Below are 17,075 nucleotides of genomic sequence, written 5' to 3' on the forward strand. Positions count from 1 at the left end.
CTATTTTTGTGTTCCATTTACCTTCAGTCGAGCGTCAGGTTTTCATCCTCTGACCAGGCGCGCTGATGGTAGTGATACAGATGCATTGAGCCTATATCGTTGACCTTCACCTGGTCTGCATGTTCATAATAATTTTTAGGAAATTCAAATGCCGCCCTGATAAGCCCTGGCGTGAGCCAGGGGTCATCGACCGGCAGTTGATTCAGGCTCGACAGTCGCTGCCTGGCATCTTGCCCCCTGAGCGTGCCTATGCTCCAGCCCCATTCGCCGAAACTGGGCACGTTATGGTGATACTGCTCAACCTGAAAGCCCGCAGCCTGCAGCGTCTTGCCGACCGAGATGAAGGCCTTGGCGGCGTGGTAGGGGGAGGTCGACTGCACAGAGATCGCCCCGTCGCTGCTCAGTAGCTCCTTGAGCTTGCGATAGAAGAGATCCGAATAGAGCTTGTTGAGATCCGGATGGCTGGGGTCGGGTAGATCCACTATGATGGCATCATACTTCTCGCCCCGTCTTATCAGCCTGTCGGCACCGTTGAAGGCATCGTCTATCAAGAGCTCGACCCGCTCGTCGTTAAAGGCATCACCATTGAGCTTGAGTAAGGCGTGCGCCAGACGCTCGGGCATTTCTGGGTCGCCCTCCTTGAAGAGCCTCACCAGATCCGCATCGAGATCCATCAGGGTTACCTGCTTGGGTTGCCACTTGAGCACCTGTCTTAAGCCCAGGCCGTCGCCACCGCCTATGATCAACACCTTGTCGTGGCGGGCACTGGCGGCCAGGGTTGGGTGGACCAGAAAGGCGTGGTAGATATGCTCATCCTGGCTGGAGAACTGTAATCGGCCGTTGATATACAGAGAGTACACGGGCGCCAGGTGATTTCCCCGTAACCGCTCGGTGAAGGTGAGCTGCTGAAAACGGGTCGCCTTGGCGTAGACCACCTTGTCCTTGTAGAGCAAATTATTGAAGGCCTGATCCCACTTGGGGCCATGAATGGCCAGCACCAGCAGTACGCCTGTGGCGATGAGGTGACCAAGCAGTAGCAGGCGGTTGAAACGGATCTTGGACCAGAAACGCCAGATAAACAGGAAGCCTGCCAGCAGGTTGAAGCTGGCGGTCAGCGCCGCGGCCAGTTGGATATCCAGGGCCAGCATGAAGATCACCCAGATGGCGGCGCCCACACCGGCACCTATGTAGTCGGCGCCATAGATGGTGCCGGCGTTATGCATCAGGTGCTCATCGCACAGAGACTGACGCACCCTGGCAATCAGGGGGATCTCCATTCCGATCATCAGGCCGAGTAACACGCCCCAGGCGTAGGGCAGGTATTCGCTCAGCTTCTGCAAGGTGCCGATAAAGCCGCCCTGGGGTAGCTGATCCGGCGGCAGCCCTATGGTGCTGGCGATGATGAGGGGCAGCTGCTGGCCGAAGCCGATGACGGCGGCGGTGATCAGAATCGCCAGGGCACCGCAAAGGGCGACGCAGAGTTCCAGCATGGCAAAGCCGGTAAAGGCGCAGCGGATCTTACGCGCCGCGAAGGCGCCTATGCCCATGGAGACGATCATCAGGCCGATCATGGTGTAGATGGCGGCTTCCAGGGCCCCCAGGATACGCCCGGCATAATGGGACAGCAGGTATTCGTAGATGAGGCCGCAGGCGGCCAGTACCGCCATGATCCCCAGTAGCAGGAGATCGTCGAGCCAGCTTAAGGATTTAACGCCTGCGGGGGCAGGCGTTGTGGTGTGTGTCGATTGCATTCAGGGTGAGCGTCTTAGGCCATCAGGCTGGTGAGGATCAGGGCGATGGCCACGCTGATGGCCAGCTCGACTGTGGCTATGCCAATGTTGTGTTGCTGCTCGACCTCTTCCTTCAGGTTGATCTTGGCCAGCACCAGCTTCTTCACCAGCGCCAATAGCAGGGAGAGGGCGATCAGCATGATCACCGAGAAGATCAGCCAGCCGAAAATGTTGGTGACATAGGCGGTCGGCATGAAGACGATGAAGTGGCTGGCGGCGTTGAAGCTCAGCGCCATGGCCAGCATATAGCCACTGTGACGAATCGCCACGGCGATATGGCCCTTGGCCAAGGCATCCTGCATCGAGCTGTCGTCGTGGCGCTTGGCATAGCTGCGCTCGCGCAGACGGGTCAGCAGCACCAGCATCAGCTGTGAGATGGCAAATGCGCTGAAGATGGCGATAAAGGTGTCCAGGGTCAGATCTTCGGCCCACAGCAGCACAGAGCGTATGATGATGGCGGTCGCGATGGCGGCGGTGGCATCTACTATTGCCACAGAGATGTTGCCCTTTAAGATCATGGCGTTCTTATCTATCTCGTTCAGCGCCACCTTGTCGTGCAGGAAGCGGCCGAGTTTGATCAGAATAAGGCCGAAGATGCCGTAGGCGCTCATGCCGATGGCCTCAACCAGGTAAGACTCTGCCGCCTCGCCCGTGATGGCGCCGGTGAGCACTATGCCCAGGCCTGCCACGGCACCGGCGGTGCTGATGCCGAAGGCGAAGTTATCCCGCTCTGAGAGTTCCTGGGTGCTGTTGACCTTGACGGTCCAGCCCTGCAGGTAACGCATGGCCGTGAGCAAGATGATGGCGATAGTCAGATCTATGGCCAAGATGATTGCCAGTTCCTGGGTCAGACCGTAGTGTTGAAAAAATGTCATCTTAATATCCTTTATTTGCCCCGACGAACACTGCGCGTCGTACGACTGCTAGAGTTTCTGAAGTTACTGTTCTTAGAGTAGTTAGAGCGGAACTTGCTGCCGCCGCTTGCCCGTCCCGTGGTGCTGGTCTTAGGCGTCGAGGCGCTCTGACGCGACAGGCTGGTAGAGCCTGAACGCGACTTGGCGTAGGGGCTGTCGAAACGCTTGCCCTGACGGCTGAACTGCTTCTTGGTGCGCTCGAAGGTCTGGTTCTGGGCGCGGGCCTGCTTGGGCGAGGTGTAGCGATAGCGACCCACATCGTTGTAGTAGCTGTAGTTACGGCGGCTCGACCAGCGGTCGTAGTAGATAGGGCCGCGTACCAGGTTGGAAAACATGGAGTACATGCCGTACCAAGCCCAAAACGACATGCCGTTGCTGCCCGTCTGCCAGCTACCGTAGGCGGGGTTACCCACAAGTTGGCTGCCGGCGCCAAAGTCTTCGCCGCCATTGGCGAGAATATCCGCCTCGCGGCTGATGGCATTCACCCGACTCAGGGCGCCGTCTGACATGTCGGCCACTACGTTGACCGGATCCGACAGCATGTCGTTAAACAGACTGGGGTCGGCGGCCTGGTAGAGGTTTTCTGCCTCGGCAAGCTGCTGGTCGAGATCGACGAAGTTGTTTTCGTTGCCCAGCTCCTGCAAACGCCTCTTAAGCGAGGTGTACATGGGGCCCTGGCTGCCGGCGTCTTTAGCCAGCTCCTGCAACAGTGGGGCGACGTCTGGCTTGGTTGAGGCGAGGATATCGCTATATTGCTTGAGTAGGTTGGCGTTACGCACCTCACCGTTGTCCAGCATCTGGCCTAGGGTGTCGACCCTGGATTGAGCCAACTGTTGAAACTTGGCGATCTTCTCTGGCCTGTCGTCGCCGCATCCCGCTAGGGCGAACACCAGGGTCAGTGCGAGAACACGCATTAGCATCACTGCCATGTTTTCTCCATAAATTTAGTTAGATTGAGACCGATAAATGAGTGATCAGTCTGCGACTTCTTTGCATAATATAGCGATAAGCTGGGTTATAGTAACCTGTAGTGCAGGATAAAAAGTTATCTTTACTTAGTGAGTAATATTGATGACAACTTTATGCCAAGATGATTACCGCTTGGTTGCATTAACATCTTATCTATAGCATTGATGACATAATATGTCGACCATTTAAGGCTGAAGGATTTTTCTGGCGATGGAAAACATGAGCGAGCAAGCGTTACCCCATGAAGTCAATCAGGTTGCCGAGCAGCATTGGCAGCGCCTCGCCGAGGCCTGGCCGGATATCTCCGAGCAGCTCAGCCCGGAGCAGACTCGGGAGCTGAAAGCCATCTTCGGTCTCAGCGACTTTGTTGCCGAGCAGCTGTGCCGACACCCCAACTGGATAGTCTCTCTGTTCGAGGGGCAACTCACCAACCTGGCCCGCGACAGTTTCAGCGGCGAGCTACACTCCATCCTGGCCGGCGCCAAGGATGAGGAGCAGGTTAAGGCGATACTGCGCCGCTACCGCAATCGGCAGATGGTGCGTCTCGCCTGGCGGGATTTTCTGGGCTACGCCGAACTCAACGACTCGCTGCTGGATCTCTCGGCCCTGGCCGAGGCGCTGATCATCGCCGCTCGCGACTGGCTCTATGAGCAGATGTGCCTGCAGTATGGGACGCCCTGTGACGGCGAGGGCAACCCGCAGCCCCTGATGATCTTGGGCATGGGTAAGCTGGGTGGCCGCGAGCTTAACTTCTCCTCGGATATCGACCTCATCTTCACCTTCCCCGAACACGGCGAGACCCAGGGCGGGCGTCGCAGTCAGGACAACCAGCAGTTTTTCATCCGCATGGGGCAGCGCCTGGTCAACCTGCTTAATCAGGTGACTGTGGATGGTTTCGTCTACCGGGTGGATATGCGTCTGCGCCCCTACGGCGAGAGTGGCCCTTTGGTGGTCAGCTACAGCGGCCTGGAAGACTATTATCAGGAGCAGGGGCGCGACTGGGAACGCTATGCCATGGTGAAGGCCCGCGCGTTAGGCCCATGGAGCGCCTATAGCGATGAGCTGCATGACATGCTGCGTCCCTTCGTCTATCGCCGCTATATCGATTTTTCCGCCATCGAGTCCCTGCGTAAGATGAAGCAGCTGATCACCCAGGAGGTGAGACGCCGTCGCCTGACCGATAACATCAAGCTGGGGGCGGGTGGCATTCGCGAGGTAGAGTTCGTGGTGCAGAGCTTTCAGCTGATCCGCGGCGGCCGCGAGCCGGCGCTACGCCAGCAGAGCCTGTTTGGCGCCATAGATACCCTCGATAAGCTGGGGCAGCTGGAATACCTGGCGGTGGATGAGCTCAAACAGAGCTATCTCATGCTGCGCCGGGTGGAAAACCTGCTGCAGGCCATAGGCGATCAGCAGACTCAGACCCTGCCACAACACCTGCTGGACTGGCAGCGCCTCTGCTTTGCCCTGGGCATGGCGGGTGAGGCCGAGCTGCGCACCCATATCGAGTCGGCGATGACCAAGATACATCGCTACTTCAAGGAGACGGTAGGCGGCCAGGAGAGCGACGAGGTGGCCGAGCAGTGGACCGCCCAGCTGTGGAGCCTGATTGATGATGAAGACGCCGAGTCTCTGCTGAGAGAGCACGGGGTGGAGGATGACGAACTCTGGCCCGCCTTGAAGAGCTGGCGTGACACCGTCGCCAAGCGCACCATAGGCCCGCGCGGGCGAGAAACCCTAGATAAATTAATGCCCTGGCTGCTGCAGGAATTCATGCAGCAGCCGATGCCGACCAAGGCTCTTATTCCAGTGACTAAGGTGGTGGATCAGATCTTGACCCGCACGACCTATCTCGAACTCTTGTTTGAAAATCCAGGTGCCCGCCAGCAGCTGGTGAGCCTGTGTCTGGCAAGTCCCTGGATTGGCGAGCAGTTGGCCAAGTTCCCTATGTTGCTGGACGAGTTGATCGACCCGGCCCAGCTCTATGACACCACATCCTTGGATGACTACCCCAGCGAGCTGCGTCAATACCTGCTGCGGGTACCCGAGGAGGATATGGAGCAGCAGATGGAGGCGCTGCGCCAGTTTAAGCTGTCGCAGCAGCTTAAGATCGCCGCCGCCGATGTCACCGATGTGTTGCCTGTGATGCAGGTGAGTGACCATCTGACCTTCTTGGCCGAGGCGATCATCGAACAGGTGGTGCTGCAGGCATGGCAACAGGTGAGCAAACGACACGGCGTGCCGCCCTATCTAGCCCCCGAGGAGACGGGCTTTGCGGTGATAGGCTACGGCAAGGCCGGTGGCTTAGAGCTGGGATATGGTTCGGATCTGGACCTGGTGTTTCTGCACAACTATACCCGCGATAAGTACCCCGACGCGCAGCAGACCAACGGCGACCGTCCTATCGACATAGGTCACTTCTACCTCAAGCTGGCACAGCGGATACTGCATCTGTTCTCGACCCGCACCACATCCGGCGAGCTGTACGAGGTGGATATGCGCCTGCGTCCATCCGGCGCCTCCGGCCTGTTGGTGAGTGAGATAGAGTATTTTGGCAGCTACCAGCGCGAAGAAGCCTGGACCTGGGAGCATCAGGCCTTGGTGCGGGCGCGTTTCCTGTTTGGTGACAATCGTCTGGCCGCGCGTTTTAGCGAGCTGAGGGCCGACGTGCTCGCCATGGAGCGGGATAAGACAGAGCTTGCCAAGGAGGTGCGCGAGATGCGCCAGAAGATGCGCGATCACCTGCTCAAGGTCGATAAGGGCAGTTTCGATCTCAAACAGAGCCCGGGCGGTATCGCCGATATCGAGTTTATCGCCCAGTATCTGGCGCTGGCCAACACCCATGAGCATCCCGAGCTGGCGATCTGGTCCGATAATGTGCGTATCTTCGAGGTGTTGTCTGAGCTTGAGTTGCTGCCTCATCTGAGTGCCCAGCACCTGACCCAGGCCTACTGCTATCTGCGCGACGAGAGCCACAGGCTGACGCTGCAACAGGCGCCGGGACAACTGCCCCAGGAGAGCGTGGATCTGCATGTGCAGCGGGTACTGGCGATCTACGAACAGGTGCTCAATAGCCGCCAATAGCCTTTCTGCTACACTCAAATTAGGTCGGTGACTCATGGGGTGGGCATGTGGCAGTATGTCGGGCGTTGATCTTAGCCCTTGTGGCATTTTTTAGCTGCAATGGTTCGCTATTGGCCTTAGATAAGCTGTCACAGCTTAGCTATTTCACCGAATCTTACCCGCCCTATAACTACCGCGAGTCAAACCAACTCAAGGGGCTCGCGGTAGATCTGTTGAATGCCGCGGCTCACCGGGTCGACGGTCAGTTCGATCTCCGTCGTATTCAGCTGGTACCCTGGGCCAGGGGCTATAAGCTGACCCGCACCGGCAGAAATACCGTGCTCTTTTCCACCACCCGCACTCCCTATCGCGAGACGTTGTTCGACTGGGTTGGCCCCATCTCGGCGACCCGGGTGGTTATCTTTGCCCGCACCGATCGTGGCATCAAGATTACCGACGAGGATCAGCTCAATGGCTACACCATAGGGGTGATCGCTCAGGATATCGGTGAGCAGGCCCTGCTGGCCGCCGGTGTGGCGCGTCCCGAAATGCGCCACCGTCTTCAGCAGGGGATAGATAAGGTTAAGGCCACCATAGAGGCCAATGGCAAGACACAGTACGAAAATATATTGGCTAAATATCGTTAGGGTGAATTAACGCGTGTTTTTGGATACACAGTTACGTTTTATCAGCAACTTACCACTTTTGTTCAGGCATTGGCGCACCGCCAGACTGAGGGCGATTGCTACGCTCAGGCTTAACATCACCAAGATGGCAAGCATGATAACCACCTGATATTTCACCGCTATCAAGGGATCGCTACCGCCGAGGATCTGCCCCGTCATCATTCCCGGCAGGGTCACCAGTCCCATGGTGCTCATGGCGGCTATGCTGGGGGCCATGGCTTGTTGCAGGGCGCTCTGCACGAAAGGGAGGGCCGCCTGCCAGGGCGTTGCACCCAGGGCGAGCCGTCCCTGATATATATCCTGCTGTTCGTCGAAGGCATTAAACAGCCGTTGTAGTGCCAATATGTTACCCGACAGGCTGTTACCCAGTAACATGCCCGCCAGGGGGATAAGATATTGTGCCTGGTAGACAGGTGCAGGCCGTAGCAGGGCGAGCAGGAGTAGCGCCAGCAGGGGAAGCAGGCTGATGCTGAGGCTAAAGAGCAGGGGCAGTAGTAATCTTGTCTTTGGGAGTTTGGCACCGCCTAAGATGGCGCTGGCCCCCACAAGCAACATGACAAACAGCCAGAGCAGATTGATCCACAGGCTCTCCAGATTGAACAGAAACTTGAGATAGATACCCACCAAGATGAGCTGCAGCGTCATGCGGGCGGCGGCCAGCAGCATGGTCTTACCCAGCTTGAGACGAAACAGCAGACTGATCCCCAGAGGCACAAGCAGCACCAGCATGAAGAGCGCCAGTGGCAGCCAGCCAATATCCAGACTCGCCTGCATCTGAGTCTCCATGGGTTAGGCCCCGCCCGGAGAGTGGCTTGCGGTCAGGAATTGGCGCGACTGCATCTCGACGAGGCGACTGATGGTGCGTTTGAACTCGAAGGCCAGGGCGCCCGGTGTATAGAGTTGCTCCAGCGGCAAGCTGGCCTCGAGGTAGAGTTTGACGCCCTGATCGTACAGCTCATCCACCAGGGCGATAAAGCGCCTGGCCGGATCGTCATTTGGGGCGTAGTTGAGTTGGCGGTCGCCTGCGGCCACCGCCGCGGCGCCATCTTCTGTGCCTCTGGCGCGGATCCAGCTGCGGGGCGTGCCCCCCAGTGGCGGCACGTCGCTCAGCAGCAGGGTATCGAACTGGCTTGCGATGGCGATATAGTCGAGCTGCGAGCGTGGGCCGCCGCAAATGGAGTCGAAGTCGAGCCATAGGGTCGAGGTGCCGCGGCGAATAACGGCGATTTCACGGCCTAATATGGTCAGGGGCGAAGTGCTTACATCGCCGGGTTCCAGCTCATCGAAGCGCCTGTCAAACTCCCCCTGTTCCGGCTCAAAATAGGTTTGCACCCTATCGAGATGGCGCAGACGATGGTCCATGCCGCCATCCAGATGCAGGACCTGGGTGTGGGCCTCAAGCAGGGCGATACAGGGCAGAAATCTGTCTCTTGCCAGTCCATTCTCATACAGGCGGGCGATGGGAGTGTTGGAGGTGGCGACCAGGGTGAGCCCCTGCTGAAACAGGGCCTCAAACAGGCCGGACAGTATCATGGCATCGCCGATGTCGCTGACGAAGAACTCATCGAAGCAGATGACGCGACACTCCTGGCGTAGCCGGGTGGCGATGCGTTTGAGGGGATCTCGATGACCTTTCTCGGCATTGAGCTCCCGGTGGATCCTGGCCATGAAGCGGTGAAAATGCAGCCTGAGGGCCATTCCCTGGGGTAGGCTCTGACAGAAGAGGTCCATCAACATGGTCTTGCCACGACCAACATCGCCCCAGAGATAGAGCCCGCGAATGGACTCCTGCTCTTTGGGGGGCTGCCTATGCAAGGCCTGGTATAGGGCTTCTAGCGCCATGATGGCGCTATGCTGAGCGGGATCGTCGACAAACTTCTCCTGGGCGATTTGCTGTTTGAAGCCATGGAGGGGAGAGCGCGACATGAGAGGACCCAGAAAGTGAATGGGTGGTTATTATATCAAGAAGATATTAATTAAACAGCGCCCACCGGGGGGCGCCGTTTGATGGACTATTGCAGGTCTGATCGCAGTACCAGTTCTACACGGCGATTGCGCTTTCTGCCAGCCTCGTCCAGGTTGTTGGCTACAGGCACATATTCCCCCACGCCCATGGGGCTAAGCTGGGCCTTGTCTATGCCGTGGGATTGGGTGAGGGTGGCGACTACCGCCTTGGCGCGCTGCTCCGATAGCCCCTTGTTGTAACCCTGCTTGCCCTGATCGTCCGTGTGACCCACCACATAGAAGCGCTGCTTAGGATGGCGCTTGAGATAGGTGGCCAGGGTGGTGATCACTTCCTCGGCCTCGGGCAGCATCTGATCGCTGTCGAATTTGAACAACAGGCCGTCTAGCGCCACATGGCCTTGCTGGGCAATCTTATCCTTGAGCCCCTCGAGATCGATGACCACTCTGTCGTCGACGAGTTTGGTTTCTTCTACCACCTTTATCTCGCTCCATAGTCCGCTGCCAAAACCCGTGATAAAGACCATGGCGTGCACAGCGCCCTCGGGGCGATCGAGTCGATATAAGCTGTAATATTGGTTTTCATCGAAACCTATATGGATCAGTGTCTTGATGCGACGTTTGATGAGATCTGTCTTACCACAGTCTAAGCCCTGGCAGTTATAGCCGCGCACAAAACCAAGCTTTTCCAGCGCCGCCTTATAGTTAGCGTCGACCTCATACTCCGAGTAGCCCCTTGGGAGTTTATAGCCGATGTCGGTGACCTTGCCCTCTAGGGTCTTGATCTTGTGTTGGCCCTGTTCGACACCGTCAAATACCAAGGTCTGGGCGTAGCCCTGCTGCTGATAATCTTGGATGAAGGCACCGGGAAGCCTGGCTATCATCGGATGGTCCTTCGAGCCCTGGGTATCCTTGTTGCCTCTGTCCTTAAATTCGCTCTGGGTGACCTCGCTTGTCAGGTAGGCCTGGTTGGTGGCAAGCAGATCCAGCGGCTCATCAATTACCTCGACGATATCCAGCTGCAGGCTGGTGTCGTGGATCCAACTTGCGCTGTAGACGGAAAGATACAGCTGTTTCTTGGCAAGCGGTAGCTCGGCGGTTAGCAGCGCGGGTGTATTCTTGGGGATGTTATTGAGGGGCGCTATCTGTTTTGAGAGTTTGAGATCATCGCCACAGGCTTGCTCCTGGCACTCGAACAGTATTGTGCCGCCGAGTTTTTCGATCTGTGCCTTATAGTTGTTGACGGCGAGGGAGGCCAGATAGCTGCTTGGCAACTTGTAATTGACTCGTTTCAGTTGACCGGCAACCGTCTGCGTCTGGTAAGTGTTTTTGTCGACGCCAATCACCAGGTCGAAGGGAGTGTAGTGGCGATCTTCTTGCTTATAAAGTTTACCTTCCGGCAGTGGCTGAAAGGGGAGGTCATTGGCCAGGGCCAGGCCGCTGAGGCCTAGACCGCTGCATAAGGCGAGTGTGCAGGCGAGAGTTTGGGGTTTCATCTTAATTCCCTTTAAGTTTTTGAAAAGTCTGCTTTATCAATATCTATTCTGTGCATATTGCGCTCCCCACCTAAGGCGCGGGGCAATCTGTCATTATGGTGAGCCCCTGCATTGATGCCTGGCGCTGCATCAGGTCGGCCATGGCCTGTGGCGATAGGCCTTTGTAGAGCAAGGCAACATTTGGCTGATTTGCGAGTGGCTTCAAGGCCTCGCAGTGGGTCGGCGACATGATGGCGATCGACTCGGCCTGGGCGTCTGCCAGAGCCTGCCAGTCTTGGCTATCGACTTCGCTGAAGCTAAGGTTGCCCTTAAGCGCCTTGAGGTCGCCAAAGCTGATGATTTGACTCTGCTCTATGCTCAGCATGCTGAGATGGTTAAGGCTTGCCAGCGCCGATAGGTCGGCCAGCACGCCGCCCTGTAGGCTCAGGATCTCTAGGTTAGCTAGCTTGCTCAGCCGGTTTAGGCTGACGGAGGTGCTGGATAGGTGGCAGCTCAACACAGTAAGCGCTTGGGCCGATGTCAGCCCCAGTTGCGAGACCTGCTGTGCGATACAGGCATCGAGTGCCTCGTCTTGCTGGTTAAGCTTGTCACTGTTGGCAGATGTTGAGCCAGAAGTGGCTGGACCTGCCGCATTATAATCGGTGCGGCTCGCATCCGCGCTCTCAATATCAGTCCCGTTAAGGTCTGGTGTGTTAATGCTTGATTCAGCCGCGCTAATGTCGATAGGGCTAGATTCTGAATGCGCTAGTCCTTCTGGCTCGGATGCCGATAGGTTGGCCGCCTCTACCATTTCGGGTAGCCGCTCGGCCATCAGGCCTTCGAGCCTCAAGATCTCTTGGGCAACTTCCGGCATGCCCTGGGTAACAAAGCAGAGTTTGCTGGTCTCCAGCAGGTTGACCAGCACGGCCGCTCTGCTTTGACCGATATTTATCGCCATCAGGGCCGCGTAGGCTTCTCCCTGATCTTGAGCCTGATTCTGGGAGCTGATTAGGCCTTGCAGTTGATTGAGATAGTCTTGTACCTCGTCTCGTGTCTGTTGGAATTGTTCGAGTCGTTTTGGCTGATAGCAGCTGGAGTGCTTATCGATTCGGGCGAGGAAGGCGCGATAGCGAGGCAGATACTCGTTGGTCAGGGTTAACATCTTACCCGCCGTGAGCGCCATCTCACCGATTAAGGCATCTTGCAGCAGCGGCCTGGCGTCCTGATATTGGTCAAGCTTGTTCGAGAAGCTCTCCATCTGCTGGCTGTGTCTGCGACTCAACTGATGGGCGCGTTCGGTCAGCGGTATCGTTTCCCGTTGAAACTGTTTGATGGCATCTCTGTCGGTCTCTTTGTCTGTGTCTGCGCCGGTATCGGCAGCGGCGAGGCCGCTAATTGAAACTAAGCTAAGCGCCGAGGTCAGCGCCAGTGCGCGCAGTACCTTGCTGCTGAAATTGGAGATGCTTTTGGGGAGCCTAAGGGCTTGATCAAATAACACGACTTAGCCTTATCAGATGGCGAGCGTTGAGGGGCGTCAATCTTGCGATTTAGCCGCCTTGGCATAGACAATCCTGCCTATGCCAGGGCGATCAGCTTTAGAAGTAGAGGTTGTCTACTAGCTTTTCGTTGACATAGAGCTCGCACTTATCGGCTGTGCTGCTCTTAGAAGATTGCACTATGCCAGCGATGGCGCCGAAGGCACCGCCCTGATTACCCAGTACAGAGCCGAAGTAGCAGTGGCTTCGTACGGCAAAGTCTTTGTAGTTAGCCTTAAGGTTTTGGGTTGGGGTGTAAGGAGCGAATCGGCCCTGCATGATAGGATCGCCGTTGACGCTGAGGATCAAGATGTTCTTCTTGTCGTGGTAGCTGCCGTTAAACTTGAGCATGGTGCCATCGACTTCGACGGTTTTCTCCAGTGCCATGCGTGGGCCGGGATCTGAGGCGCAGGCGGTTAACAACAGGGCTAGGGATAGAGCTGAGAGTGAAGCAATTTTCATCGAGTTAGTCCTTTAGATGAATGGAAAATTCGTCCTGTGTGATTGCATGCTAATTTGAGCGAAAGTCGTTCCAATATGCTGTATTCACAATCACTTAAAATAAGCCTTTAGGTCTATTCGTAGCGATCCTATCGCAAAATATCGGTCGGAAACATTATTCTTTCGGGTGTATTTTGGCGGTTTAATCGGCAAAAAAATCATCGTTATGCATCGCCTAAGCGCTTTCAGCGTCAAGTTAAGGGCTGATGAAAATCATCCATAGGTTCAGTAGCAAGACACTCGCCCCCAGGGCGAGGAGAAAGCTAACCAGTCGCTCCTTGGGCGGCTTAGTTTCCTGCATGACGATAGGGTAATCGAAGAAGATGGCCAGATAGAGCAGGCTTCTGAGGGGATAGGCCATGCTGGATAAACGGTAGCTTTTCCCCTGTTTCAGCCTGATGACGAGGCTATGGGCGCGCTTACGTTCTTTTTGATTGCTGTTGTGGTAGCTGTTCCAGTCGAACTGCATCTGGGCTATCTCTTCTCGGCCTATGCTTTGCGACGTCCCAGAGTTGCTGGTGAGAAAGGGGGGCAAGGTGATGCCAGATTGGCTTATGATGATCTGCTGATTTGCCTGACTATCGGTTTCTATCCCCAGGTGCGCCTTGACTTGGCGTTTACGGATAATGGCGTAAACCAGCAGGCCTATTATGGTCAATATCGGGAAGCGTAAAAAATCGAACCTAGGGTCGACAGAAGGAATGAACAGTGCCAATAGGATGAAGGGGAGCAGACTGGTGGCGAGCAGGAACTCTTTCTTAAGCGGCAGGGCAAAGAAGTTAAACGAGATGGGGAGCTTCTTCTCGCTCTGCTTGTCGAGGCCAAGGTATTGGCTCAAGAAGACGGTATCGAACCATTTTAGATTTTCCAGCAGGTGATCGAGTGAGTTCATCACGATGAAAAGTCCCTTTTTCTTCCCATTTATGTCGAGCATCAATGCTCAGATTGCCGCGTAATAGATCAAAAAGGGTAATCAAGTTGCCCAAGAATACGCTGAGAATTTCTCAGATAATAGATGTTAATTCAAGGTTATAGTCGTAACGAGCGGAAATACCAGCTGTCACCTATGCGCAAGTACTTGCAAGCTGTCGAGCTACTGTTGCCTTTGTCACTGGCGATATAGAGGTCGATCTCCTTGGCCTCTAGCGCCCCTAACTTGTCTTGCTCGATTTTGGCAACCTTGGCAGGCGTTACTGCCTTTATTTTTATGGTGTCAGGCTTAGCTTGGTACTCTTTAACATATTTACCATGTCTGTCGGCGAGCTGTTTCCTCAAGGTTTTCTCACCGAAGATGCCTAGCCAGGGCTCGGGAAACTCGGCCACATAGGCGTCGAAGTCCTCTGCGGCGTAGATGTCCAGCATCTTGATGCAGCGCTGAGCTAAGGGGTCATCACTAAAATTTTGCTCGGTTGATGCCTGGAGATCGGTTGATATTAGCGTTCCCGCTAATGTTCCCGCTATGGTTCCAAGTAATGCTATTGCCATCCATGGTTTATTCATTTGTTAAGTTCCTTTTTAAGCTGGTGGGCTTACAGAAAATACTCTTTAAACAGTAAGCCAGTTACCGCCACGAGTGCAACGATGGGAAAGGCGACAAACAGGCTACGAGCGACGATGGCCAAAGAGTGTCGACGTTTTTGCGTTGCGATGGGGTAGTCGAAATAGACCAGCAGATAGAGTAGCGGCTTAATCGGGAAGTAGAGGCTCTTCAAACAGATTGATTGGCCCGATTGCAGCGTGATGATGAGTTCACTGACATCATAGGTGGTGCGCAGGTCGCGTGTGCTGGGCCAAAAACGCACGCCTATCTCCTTAATGTCTCGTCGCTGAATTTCCACAGGGCCCGCTTTGATATCGATAAGGCGACTGCCGGGGATACAGAGCCTTTCAGCGTTAATCTGGCAAACATGGGCTTTCGCCCGACCATAAATACTATTGATAAACAGTTTCTTGAGAAGCAGATAACTTATGATGGTGCCGACATTTAGCATCAGCCAGGCCTCTGGAAGCATCAGGCTAGGATTGATAAAGGGCAGAGTGGCCAATGTCAGTGGGCCAATGAAAAAGAGTATTTCTAACGGCAAGGGCAGAGGATAGAGCAGCCTGGATGATTTTAGGTGTATGTCGCTATCTCGGCTTAGTTGATTTTTTCCCTTGAAATCAGTGGTGCCGAACCAAGGGGTGTCGTCAAGGGCTAGCTTTTCCATGCCTGTAGAGTCCTTTCAAGCCGGTGGGGTTTGTGATTACCAGCTAAGATGTCAAAAAAGGGCAGTTAAATTGCCCTGAACTGCGTTAAGAATGTCTCAGATAATAGGTGTTAATTCAAGCCTATAGCCGTAATGAGCGGAAATATCAGCTGTCACCTATGCGTAGGTATTTGCAAGCTGTTAGATGACCACCGCCAAGTTCATTGTTCATATCTATCTCTACTTCCCTGGCCTCGGAGGCACCGAGTCGCTCCTTTTCTATTTGAGCTACCTTGGCTGATTCTATCGAACGTATAGTGATGGAGGTGGGTTTATCTTGATAGGTCTCTATGTAATTCCCATGTCTGTCGGCGAGCTGTTTCCTCAAGGTTTTCTCACCGAAAATGCTTAGCCAGGGCTCGGGAAACTCGGCAACATAGGCGTCGAAGTCCTCAGCGGCGTAGATATCCAGCATCTTAATGCAGCGCTGAGCCAAAGGGTCATGACTGAAATCCTGCTCGGTTGAGGCCTGGAGATCGGTTGATATTAGCGTTCCCGCTAAGGTTCCAAATAATGCTATTGCCATCCATGGTTTGTTCATTTCGTGGTCTCCTTCTGTAAATCACAGAGTAATCGTATTTAAAGCAATGATAGCAGCTAAGTTTATCTAAGGAAGATGCGAATAAGTCCCTGATGTGAGATCATAGCTACATAGTAAATCACAGCCATTACCGCCCATGAGCCAACAGTTAACTTTTGCCGATAGTGAGTTTTCCAGCAAGCGCCGCCAGACCCGTAAAGAGATTTTCTTATCTCGGATGGACAACCTATTACCATGGACTCAACTGCTGGAAGTGATTGAGCCCTTTTATCCAAAAGCGGGCAATGGTCGTCGTCCGTATCCCCTGGAAACGATNGAAGATGCGAATAAGTCCCTGATGTGAGATCATAGCTACATAGTAAATCACAGCCATTACCGCCCATGAGCCAACAGTTAACTTTTGCCGATAGTGAGTTTTCCAGCAAGCGCCGCCAGACCCGTAAAGAGATTTTCTTATCTCGGATGGACAACCTATTACCATGGACTCAACTGCTGGAAGTGATTGAGCCCTTTTATCCAAAAGCGGGCAATGGTCGTCGTCCGTATCCCCTGGAAACGATGTTCCGCATTCACTGTATGCAGCAATGGTACAGTCTGAGTGATGAGGCGATGGAAGATGYGCTTTACGAGATTGCTTCGATGCGTCAGTTTGCACAACTGTCACTGGATAAAGCCATTCCTGACCGCACTACCATTATGAATTTCCGGCACTTGCTGGAAAAACACAAACTCACTCGTAAGTTATTCCAAACGGTCAATCAATGGCTGTCGGATTGCGGTGTGATGATGACGCAAGGAACATTGGTAGATGCCACGATTATTCAAGCCCCCAGCTCCACTAAAAATAAAAAGAAACTCGTAAGTTATTCCAAACGGTCAATCAATGGCTGTCGGATTGCGGTGTGATGATGACGCAAGGAACATTGGTAGATGCCACGATTATTCAAGCCCCCAGCTCCACTAAAAATAAAAAGAATGAACGTGACCCGGACATGCATCAGACTAAAAAAGGCAATGAATGGCACTTCGGTATGAAAGCTCACATTGGCGTGGATGCAAAGAGTGGCCTCACCCATACGYTGGTGACAACCGCCGCCAATGAACATGACTTGAACCAGTTGAAAAATCTGTTGCATGGCGACGAGGAATTCATCTCTGGTGATGCTGGTTATCAAGGCGCGGAAAAACGCAAAGAGCTGAAAGATACTAATGTGGAATGGCTGATAGCAGAGCGTCCCGGCAAAGTTCGGGCGCTGAAGAAGCATCCCCGCAAGAATAAAACCGCCATCAACATCGAGTATTTAAAAGCCAGCATTCGGGCGAAGGTAGAACACCCGTTTCGGATCATCAAATGTCAGTTCGGCTTTATCAAAGCACGCTATAAAGGGCTGACGAA

Annotated in this window: 14 protein-coding genes and 3 pseudogenes; 5 read left to right on the forward strand and 12 right to left on the reverse strand. The window is 54.6% G+C overall.

The window, feature by feature from the left end:
- Positions 1 to 23 precede the first annotated feature (23 nt).
- The 3 genes from L1D47_RS12740 to L1D47_RS12750 are packed head-to-tail and all read right to left on the reverse strand — an operon-like array spanning position 24 to position 3,633.
- The gene (locus L1D47_RS12740; protein ID WP_239885321.1) at positions 24 to 1,751 is read right to left on the reverse strand and encodes a polyamine aminopropyltransferase; all 1,728 of its coding nucleotides are present in this window, start codon (positions 1,749 to 1,751) and stop codon (positions 24 to 26) included.
- Positions 1,752 to 1,765: 14 nt separating this feature from the next.
- Positions 1,766 to 2,665: a DUF350 domain-containing protein gene (locus L1D47_RS12745; protein ID WP_041508417.1), complete on the reverse strand. Its 900-nt coding sequence runs from the start codon at positions 2,663 to 2,665 to the stop codon at positions 1,766 to 1,768.
- 11 nt (positions 2,666 to 2,676) lie between these two features.
- A complete protein-coding gene (locus tag L1D47_RS12750; protein ID WP_041508418.1) occupies positions 2,677 to 3,633 on the reverse strand; it encodes a hypothetical protein in 957 nt (318 codons plus the stop codon).
- A gap of 244 nt (positions 3,634 to 3,877) precedes the next feature.
- Here L1D47_RS12750 and glnE point away from each other — a divergent pair, with 244 nt between their 5' ends.
- A complete protein-coding gene (gene glnE, locus L1D47_RS12755; protein ID WP_239885341.1) occupies positions 3,878 to 6,754 on the forward strand; it encodes a bifunctional [glutamate--ammonia ligase]-adenylyl-L-tyrosine phosphorylase/[glutamate--ammonia-ligase] adenylyltransferase in 2,877 nt (958 codons plus the stop codon).
- Between the two features lie 110 nt (positions 6,755 to 6,864).
- On the forward strand, positions 6,865 to 7,380 hold the full coding sequence (locus L1D47_RS12760; RefSeq protein WP_239885323.1) for a transporter substrate-binding domain-containing protein: 516 nt from the start codon (positions 6,865 to 6,867) through the stop codon (positions 7,378 to 7,380).
- A 6-nt stretch (positions 7,381 to 7,386) separates the two neighbouring features.
- Here L1D47_RS12760 and L1D47_RS12765 read toward each other — a convergent pair whose 3' ends face one another.
- The 9 genes from L1D47_RS12765 to L1D47_RS12805 all read right to left on the reverse strand — a co-directional run bounded on the left by L1D47_RS12765 (position 7,387) and on the right by L1D47_RS12805 (position 15,679).
- Positions 7,387 to 8,205 carry an ABC transporter permease gene (locus L1D47_RS12765; protein WP_239885325.1) on the reverse strand — a complete coding sequence of 273 codons (819 nt, stop codon included), beginning with the start codon at positions 8,203 to 8,205 and terminating at the stop codon, positions 7,387 to 7,389.
- Positions 8,206 to 8,208: 3 nt separating this feature from the next.
- The gene (zapE, locus tag L1D47_RS12770) at positions 8,209 to 9,345 is read right to left on the reverse strand and encodes a cell division protein ZapE (protein ID WP_239885327.1); all 1,137 of its coding nucleotides are present in this window, start codon (positions 9,343 to 9,345) and stop codon (positions 8,209 to 8,211) included.
- Between the two features lie 86 nt (positions 9,346 to 9,431).
- Positions 9,432 to 10,877, reverse strand: coding sequence for an OmpA family protein (locus L1D47_RS12775; RefSeq protein ID WP_239885329.1), 1,446 nt, complete (start codon positions 10,875 to 10,877; stop codon positions 9,432 to 9,434).
- A 70-nt stretch (positions 10,878 to 10,947) separates the two neighbouring features.
- Positions 10,948 to 12,354: a hypothetical protein gene (locus L1D47_RS12780; protein ID WP_239885331.1), complete on the reverse strand. Its 1,407-nt coding sequence runs from the start codon at positions 12,352 to 12,354 to the stop codon at positions 10,948 to 10,950.
- A gap of 97 nt (positions 12,355 to 12,451) precedes the next feature.
- Positions 12,452 to 12,853: a hypothetical protein gene (locus L1D47_RS12785; protein WP_041508426.1), complete on the reverse strand. Its 402-nt coding sequence runs from the start codon at positions 12,851 to 12,853 to the stop codon at positions 12,452 to 12,454.
- Positions 12,854 to 13,088: 235 nt separating this feature from the next.
- A complete protein-coding gene (locus tag L1D47_RS12790; protein ID WP_239885333.1) occupies positions 13,089 to 13,787 on the reverse strand; it encodes a hypothetical protein in 699 nt (232 codons plus the stop codon).
- A 134-nt stretch (positions 13,788 to 13,921) separates the two neighbouring features.
- Positions 13,922 to 14,392, reverse strand: a complete 471-nt coding sequence (locus L1D47_RS12795) for a hypothetical protein (protein WP_239885335.1) — start codon at positions 14,390 to 14,392, stop codon at positions 13,922 to 13,924.
- Positions 14,393 to 14,421: 29 nt separating this feature from the next.
- On the reverse strand, positions 14,422 to 15,099 hold the full coding sequence (locus L1D47_RS12800) for a hypothetical protein (RefSeq protein ID WP_239885337.1): 678 nt from the start codon (positions 15,097 to 15,099) through the stop codon (positions 14,422 to 14,424).
- Between the two features lie 145 nt (positions 15,100 to 15,244).
- Positions 15,245 to 15,679, reverse strand: a complete 435-nt coding sequence (locus L1D47_RS12805; protein ID WP_239885339.1) for a hypothetical protein — start codon at positions 15,677 to 15,679, stop codon at positions 15,245 to 15,247.
- Between the two features lie 136 nt (positions 15,680 to 15,815).
- On the opposite strand from L1D47_RS12805, the pseudogene L1D47_RS12810 reads away from it, so the two are divergent.
- The 3 pseudogenes from L1D47_RS12810 to L1D47_RS21165 all read left to right on the forward strand — a co-directional run.
- Positions 15,816 to 15,992 (forward strand): annotated as a pseudogene (locus L1D47_RS12810) (IS5/IS1182 family transposase); the annotation flags it as partial.
- Positions 15,993 to 16,060: 68 nt separating this feature from the next.
- Positions 16,061 to 16,528, forward strand: a pseudogene (locus L1D47_RS21160) (IS5 family transposase); the annotation flags it as partial.
- An 11-nt stretch (positions 16,529 to 16,539) separates the two neighbouring features.
- Positions 16,540 to 17,075 (forward strand): annotated as a pseudogene (locus L1D47_RS21165) (IS5 family transposase); the annotation flags it as partial.

The sequence above is a fragment of the Shewanella sp. Isolate7 genome, assembly GCF_022398425.1.
In the GTDB taxonomy this organism is placed as follows: Bacteria; Pseudomonadota; Gammaproteobacteria; order Enterobacterales; family Shewanellaceae; genus Shewanella.